Source organism: Mesorhizobium sp. M7A.F.Ca.CA.002.15.2.1, from assembly GCF_003998715.1.
Lineage (GTDB): Bacteria > Pseudomonadota > Alphaproteobacteria > Rhizobiales > Rhizobiaceae > Mesorhizobium > Mesorhizobium ciceri.
Map to the genome: position 1 here is coordinate 1 of NZ_RZPI01000363.1, position 5,630 is coordinate 5,630.

The following is a 5,630-nucleotide window of genomic DNA, read 5'->3' on the forward strand; positions in this document are numbered from 1 at the left end:
GCGTGGGCTCGCGTATCAATGGCTGTTCTTCGAACAATACAGCCACGAGCCCTACATAGCCGTGCGCAAGGCGCTGCTGACCTTTCCCGAACGTGCTGGGGATGCGACCCCGGAGCGGCTGGCGGTGACGCTGGAGCGCGGCAACAAGGCGCTCGGCGTGATGAACAGGCATCTGGAAAACAATGCCTTCTTCGCTGGCAGCGCGCTCAGCGTCGCCGACATCGCGCTCTATGCCTATACGCATACGGCGGAGCAGGGCGGTTTCCAGCTCGACGCCTATCCGGCGGTGTCGGCATGGCTTGGCCGCGTGGAAGCGGATCCGGGGCATGTGCCGATCGAGTGGGTGGGGTAGCCTTCTCCTCCTGAAGGAGGGGCTATTTCAACAAATGGTCGTAGTCGGCGTGGGTGCCGACCCAGAACCAGATCACATCTTCATTGTTGCGTATGGCAACAGCCCGATAGTTTTCGTCAACTCGCGCCGACCAATAGCGACCGACCTGTTTGAAATGCAGTGAGGGATGAAAAGGATCGAACGCAGTCGGGCAAAACGCCTGTCCGCCTTTGCTCTGATTGACGATGGCAGTTTTTCATAAGCCTCCCAGAACGATGGAGAGGCGACGTGGTTCACAGAGGCCGCGTCCGACCAGCGCGATGGTCAGCCAGCGCCTGTTCGGCAAGCCTGTCCAAACGGCCCGCCTTCGCGTCGGCTTCCATCTGCCGGTCCCACATATCCGCCTGGAGCGCCTCGAACCAGGCGGCAAACGCCTTCAGTTCCTCGGGGCTCAGTTCGGCGACGGATTTTTCGATCTGCTCAAGTTTGGTCATGGCCGAATGGTACCACTACTGGGCTAAAAGTACCACAAGTTGGAACCATAGTGCGGGCTGCGCCACCTAACCCAGACAGCAAAAAAGGCGGGATAAATCCCGCCTTCCCATGCTTGGTAGCCTGATCGGGAGCGTCCGGTCCGGGCTGGCAGCTATCTGCTGATCCAGCTTGTCGGGTCTTTCCGCTCCAGCGCGCTTCTCGCGCGACTGTCAGTACATCCGTGACTTGCCGCGCGCCCCGAACTCTCGCCCGGCGCGCGCTATCGCAAAATCAGGCTGCCTTGCTCAGAGATCCAGCGGACGACTTGCCAGTGCGGCGGTCCTGCTCGATCTCGAAGTTGATCTTCTGGCCTTCGACCAGGGTCGACAGTCCAGCACGCTCGACAGCGGAGATGTGGACGAATACGTCCGCGCCGCCCGCGTCAGGCTGAATGAAGCCGAAGCCCTTGGTGGCGTTGAACCACTTGACCGTTCCAGTTGCCATTTAGATAGTCCTTCACATTTGCTTTAGATTGACCGGACCGAGGTCCAGCCGGTGTGCATCGAGATTTTGGAGATAGACGTCAGCAAACGCGATTATCGCGAGGCCCGGATCGATCGGCCGAAATATCAATGGAAGGCATATAGGCTGCTTTCGCACAAAAAACAAGACTGTGTGAGAAAGCCGTGATCAGGGCGCTGCCCAATGGCCGCCCTAATCGCGTGAGAGCGTCACGACGGATCGCGACGTCCCTGGGCGGCGGATCAGGGAGAGGACCATGAAAACCATTCTGCTTGCCGCCTGCCTGACGCTTGTCGCCGCTCAGGCTCAGGCGATCTCGCGCTACGACCCGACGCGTATGAGTTGCGGCAACGTTCAGGCGACGATCGCCCGGCAGGGGGCGGTCATCCTGCGCTACCAGTCGAAGCGGGTGCCGGGACTGTCGCTCTACGACCGCTATGTGCAGAGCCAGCGATTCTGCAGCATGGGCGAGGTGAGGACACGAGCCTACGTGCCGAGCGCCGACACAAAGTCCTGCCCGGTCTACAACTGCAAGCGGTCGGACAACGACCGGCATTTCCGCCGGCGGTTCTTCCATAACAACTAGCGCTTGTCGACCGGCAGCCATTGCTCTCAATCCCGGATATGCTCCGTGAGCATGGATACGAATTGCGTCACCTTTTGCGGGCGAAAGCGCGCCGCCGGATAGACCACGTGAATGCCGCCGGAGGGCAGCGCCCAGTCGGGGAGCACGTGGACGAGGCGCCCCTGCGATAGATAGTCGACGACCAGATAGTCCGGCAGAACTGCCAGTCCGCCGCCGGCGAGCGTCGCTTCCAGTACGGCGGGCGTCGAGTTGATGGAGAACGCCTCGCGCAGGGTGATGGTGCGCGGCTCGGAATCGCCTCGGGTGAAGTTCCAGGTGAACGGCTTGCGAAGCACGGCATTGGCAACGAGCGGCAAGGAAGAAAGATCTTCCGGCTTGTCCACCCTGATCCCGGCCGCGAAATCCCGCGACGCGACCAGGATTTGCCGGAAGGTGCCGATGCGTCGCGCCTGCTGGCTGGAGTCATCCAGCCAGCCAACCCGGATGGACAGGTCGATCTTGTTGCCGATCAAGTCAATTATGGCATCGGAAATGACCAGTTCGACGCCGCAGGCCGGAAATCTCTGGCGAAAGCGGGCGGCGATCGGGGCCAGCACGATCGCGCCATAGTCATTGGACGCGGAAACACGCAGCACACCGGCCACCTCGGCGTTGGCCTCGCCAACCTCGGCGACCGCTTCTTCGACATCCCGCAGGATCAGAACGCAGCGTGCATGCAGAAGACGGCCTGCTTCCGTCGGCTCGACCCTTCGCGTCGTGCGCACGAGAAGCGTGGTCCGCAGCTCAGCCTCGAGGCGAGCGACTTGTTGGCTGACGACTGTTTTCGTGATGCCAAGCCGCTCGGCCGCGCGGGTAAAGGAACCTGCGTCGACCACGGTGGCAAAATAGGCGAGGCGATTGAGGTTTATCGATTCCACCACGAAGGCTCATTGTAAGCTTTCAACATACAGTTTGTATTATTACGGCCAATTTATTGATTAATCCAGAGGGCTTACCGTGCCGTCTACCGTCCGCCCTGCGGGCCCGTAGCCGCACCCGATCCCCTTTCATTCAACGGAGATATTCCATGTTCACGAGGAGACAGATCATGAAGACCTCATTGGTCCTCGGCGCAACCGCCGTTTTCGCGCCCATCGACAGCGGCCAGGCCGCCGGCGCCAAGCTTGGCTGGAAACACTTCCCGGCGGGTCCAAACGGTTTCTTCCGTGCGCCGGTGCTGCTGTCGGGGCCGAGCGAAGCCCTGTTGATCGACGGCGGCTTCACCTATCCGGACGGCAAGGCGCTCGCCGATGCCATCAAGGCCACCGGCAAGAAGCTGACCACCATCTATGTCACTCAGTCTGATCCCGATTACTACTTCGGCCTGAAGCCGGTGCGGGACGCCTTCCCGGAGGCAAAAGTCATCGCTGCCTCCGCCACGCTGGAAGCCATCAAGGGCAATGTGGAGAAGAAGCTCGCCGTCTGGGGTCCGCAACTGAAGGAAAATGGCCCGCAGGCGCTTTCCGACATCGTCCTCCCCGAGGCATTCGACGGCGCAACGCTGACGGTCGATGGCGAGACTGTAGAGATCGTCAATGCGGAAGAAGGATTGGCCAACCGCCGCTATCTGTTCGTGCCGTCGCTCAATGCCGTTTTCGGCGGGGTGATGATCTTCTCGGGCGTTCACGTCTGGACCGCCGACACGCAGACCAGGGAAAGCCGCGCCGCCTGGATCAAGACGCTGGACGCGATTGCCGCCCGCAAGCCCGCTGTCGTGGTGCCCGGCCACATGGCCCCCGATGCCGCGATCGGTCCTTCGGCGGTGGAGTTCACCAAGTCCTATCTCCTCACCTTCGAGGAAGAACTGGACAAGGCGGCAGACAGCGCCGCGTTGAAGGCCGCCATGGAGACCCGCTTCCCCGGCCTCGGTATGGGCGTCGCCCTCGATGTCGGATCCAAGGTCGCCAAGGGCGAGATGAAGTGGGGCTGACATGGCGACGAACCTCGATTTGATCCGTAGAACCTACGAGGGAACTTCCGAGGAGAACGGCCGCAATCTGCTGGCCGTTCTTTCCGCCGACATCGAATGGACCGAGGCGGAAGGATTCCCCTATGCCGGCACCTATGTCGGCATCGAGGCCCTGATGCAGGGGGTCTTCAAGCGGCTCGGCTCGGAGTGGATCGGATACCACGCCGACGTGCACAGCTTCATTGCCGATAGCGACCGGGTGGCGGCCTTCGGCGTGTATTCCGGTACATATAAGGCGACGGGAAAATCCATGACGGCCCCCTTCGCTCATCTCTACGAACTGCGGGACGGCAAGATCATCCGCATGCGGCAGTATGTCGATACGGTGCTCGTTGCGCGCGCATTGACCTGACACCGAAGCAACCGAGGGAGACATCCGTGCTGCAACTTAAATCCTTCGCGGCGGCCGCTTTCGCGGTCGCGGCGCTCACCGCCGCGGCGCATGCGGAAAACACCAAGCCGGTCAAGCAGGTGCTGCAACAGCATGAATTGACTCAAAAAAACAGGACGCTTGTCCTGAAAGCCTATCAGGCGCTGTTCGGCGACCATGACCTTACCGCGCTGGACCGCTATTGGGCCGAGGCTTACATTCAGCATAACCCGACGATGACGGATGGCCGAGACTCGGTCAAAAAGCTTCTCGAAAGCATGGGTGTCGCCAATTGGCCAAAACAAAAAGTCGACTTCAAGCGGGTGATCGCCGAAGGCGACCTCGTCATGACCCAGGTCGTTCAACCGAGGGCAGGTAACATGCCGGAGACCGTCATCGTGGACATTTTTCGCGTTGAAAACGGCAAGATCGCCGAGCATTGGGACGTGATGCAGCCGGTGCCCGCCAACCCGGTCAATAAGCGACCGATGTACTGATCCAGGCCTTCTGCCAGCGCCGGCCGCCGCTCAAAACCCGAACGATACCTGCGCCGGCGGCGGCGGGCCGACGCGCACGCCTTCCATGGCCAGCATCTTCTCCTTGGTGACCGAGCCGCCCGGCGCCGAGAAGCCGCCGATCTTGCCGCCGGCGGCAAGGATGCGATGGCAAGGGATGACCAGCGGCACCGGATTGGCTCCAAGGGCGGCCCCGGTTTCGCGGGCGAGCCCGGCATGGCCGGCGGTCTTGGCCAGCTCACCATAGGTGGTGGTTTCGCCGAAGGAGAGTTTTCGCGCCGCGTCGTAAATGGCGAGGCGGAAATCGTCGACGCCGTCGAGATCGACCGGTACGGCGGAGAAATCGACATCCTCGCCCGCCGCATAGGCCTTGATCGCTGCGATCAGCTCGACCACCCATGGCGGCTGCGCCGTGGAAGCGGAAACGCCACCGTGACGCAGCAGGCGCCGTTCCACCGCTTCGCGGCTGCGTTCGGGCAGGCAGAGCCGGATCAGGCCCTTTTCGCTCCAGGCAATGCCCATGAAACCGATCACTGTTTCTAACACTGCGTGGCCGGCCGTGATCGAAGCTGTCGTGACCATGATGCGTTCCTTCCCGCAAAGTGGCGAAATCCGGGATTCGTCCCAGTACATATCCGGAACAATATGGCATCGCCGCCCGCGTCTCGCCACCCGAAAACCACCTGATCGCCCCGATTGCCCGGCCTGAATCGCTGGTGTAAGGGATTTCTTAACAACCCGACAAACCGGACCCGAGCGCGGCTTGCCAGCAAAACTCAACCTTATCGCGATCGGCGTGATCCTGGCCGCCGCCGGCATCAGCG

General features: G+C 61.5%; 9 protein-coding genes and 1 pseudogene. 5 read left to right on the plus strand and 5 right to left on the minus strand.

Annotation, left to right across the window (positions count from 1 at the left end; all coding sequences use genetic code 11):
• Window positions 1–352: glutathione binding-like protein (locus ENZ74_RS19775; RefSeq protein ID WP_206522299.1), on the plus strand; the 352-nt coding region annotated here is incomplete at its 5' end.
• Window positions 353–374: 22 nt separating this feature from the next.
• Here ENZ74_RS19775 and ENZ74_RS35200 read toward each other — a convergent pair.
• The 3 genes and pseudogenes from ENZ74_RS35200 to ENZ74_RS19790 all read right to left on the minus strand — a co-directional run bounded on the left by ENZ74_RS35200 (window position 375) and on the right by ENZ74_RS19790 (window position 1,309).
• Window positions 375–628, minus strand: a pseudogene (locus ENZ74_RS35200) (hypothetical protein).
• The gene (locus ENZ74_RS19785) at window positions 625–825 is read right to left on the minus strand and encodes a hypothetical protein (RefSeq protein ID WP_013530089.1); all 201 of its coding nucleotides are present in this window, start codon (window positions 823–825) and stop codon (window positions 625–627) included. The pseudogene ENZ74_RS35200 and the gene ENZ74_RS19785 overlap by 4 nt, the downstream one beginning before the upstream one ends.
• Window positions 826–1,096: 271 nt before the next feature.
• A complete protein-coding gene (locus ENZ74_RS19790; protein ID WP_010910991.1) occupies window positions 1,097–1,309 on the minus strand; it encodes a cold-shock protein in 213 nt (70 codons plus the stop codon).
• A 274-nt stretch (window positions 1,310–1,583) separates the two neighbouring features.
• On the opposite strand from ENZ74_RS19790, the gene ENZ74_RS19795 reads away from it, so the two are divergent.
• Window positions 1,584–1,913, plus strand: coding sequence for a hypothetical protein (locus ENZ74_RS19795; protein WP_063168803.1), 330 nt, complete (start codon window positions 1,584–1,586; stop codon window positions 1,911–1,913).
• Between the two features lie 26 nt (window positions 1,914–1,939).
• On the opposite strand, the gene ENZ74_RS19800 is transcribed toward ENZ74_RS19795, so the two are convergent.
• Entirely contained in the window at window positions 1,940–2,830 is an 891-nt protein-coding gene (locus tag ENZ74_RS19800; protein ID WP_024504141.1) for a LysR family transcriptional regulator, read from the minus strand.
• A 149-nt stretch (window positions 2,831–2,979) separates the two neighbouring features.
• Between ENZ74_RS19800 and ENZ74_RS19805 the strand changes: the two genes are divergently transcribed.
• The 3 genes from ENZ74_RS19805 to ENZ74_RS19815 are packed head-to-tail and all read left to right on the plus strand — an operon-like array spanning window position 2,980 to window position 4,788.
• Window positions 2,980–3,882, plus strand: coding sequence for an MBL fold metallo-hydrolase (locus ENZ74_RS19805; protein ID WP_063168802.1), 903 nt, complete (start codon window positions 2,980–2,982; stop codon window positions 3,880–3,882).
• Between the two features lies 1 nt (window position 3,883).
• Window positions 3,884–4,273, plus strand: a complete 390-nt coding sequence (locus ENZ74_RS19810; protein ID WP_063168801.1) for a nuclear transport factor 2 family protein — start codon at window positions 3,884–3,886, stop codon at window positions 4,271–4,273.
• Between the two features lie 26 nt (window positions 4,274–4,299).
• Window positions 4,300–4,788, plus strand: coding sequence for a nuclear transport factor 2 family protein (locus ENZ74_RS19815; RefSeq protein ID WP_063168800.1), 489 nt, complete (start codon window positions 4,300–4,302; stop codon window positions 4,786–4,788).
• 30 nt (window positions 4,789–4,818) lie between these two features.
• On the opposite strand, the gene ENZ74_RS19820 is transcribed toward ENZ74_RS19815, so the two are convergent.
• Window positions 4,819–5,388 (minus strand): methylated-DNA--[protein]-cysteine S-methyltransferase, encoded by a 570-nt coding sequence (locus ENZ74_RS19820; RefSeq protein WP_013530095.1) that lies wholly within the window; start codon window positions 5,386–5,388, stop codon window positions 4,819–4,821.
• Between the last annotated feature and the right edge of the window lie 242 nt (window positions 5,389–5,630).

Coding starts and splice junctions, on each gene's coding strand:
- ENZ74_RS19795 (WP_063168803.1), top strand. CDS start 1,584: ATGAAAACCATTCTGCTTGCCGCCTGCCTGACGCTTGTCGCCGCTCAG.
- ENZ74_RS19805 (WP_063168802.1), top strand. CDS start 2,980: ATGTTCACGAGGAGACAGATCATGAAGACCTCATTGGTCCTCGGCGCA.
- ENZ74_RS19820 (WP_013530095.1), bottom strand. CDS start 5,388: ATGGTCACGACAGCTTCGATCACGGCCGGCCACGCAGTGTTAGAAACA.
- ENZ74_RS19790 (WP_010910991.1), bottom strand. CDS start 1,309: ATGGCAACTGGAACGGTCAAGTGGTTCAACGCCACCAAGGGCTTCGGC.
- ENZ74_RS19810 (WP_063168801.1), top strand. CDS start 3,884: ATGGCGACGAACCTCGATTTGATCCGTAGAACCTACGAGGGAACTTCC.
- ENZ74_RS19785 (WP_013530089.1), bottom strand. CDS start 825: ATGACCAAACTTGAGCAGATCGAAAAATCCGTCGCCGAACTGAGCCCC.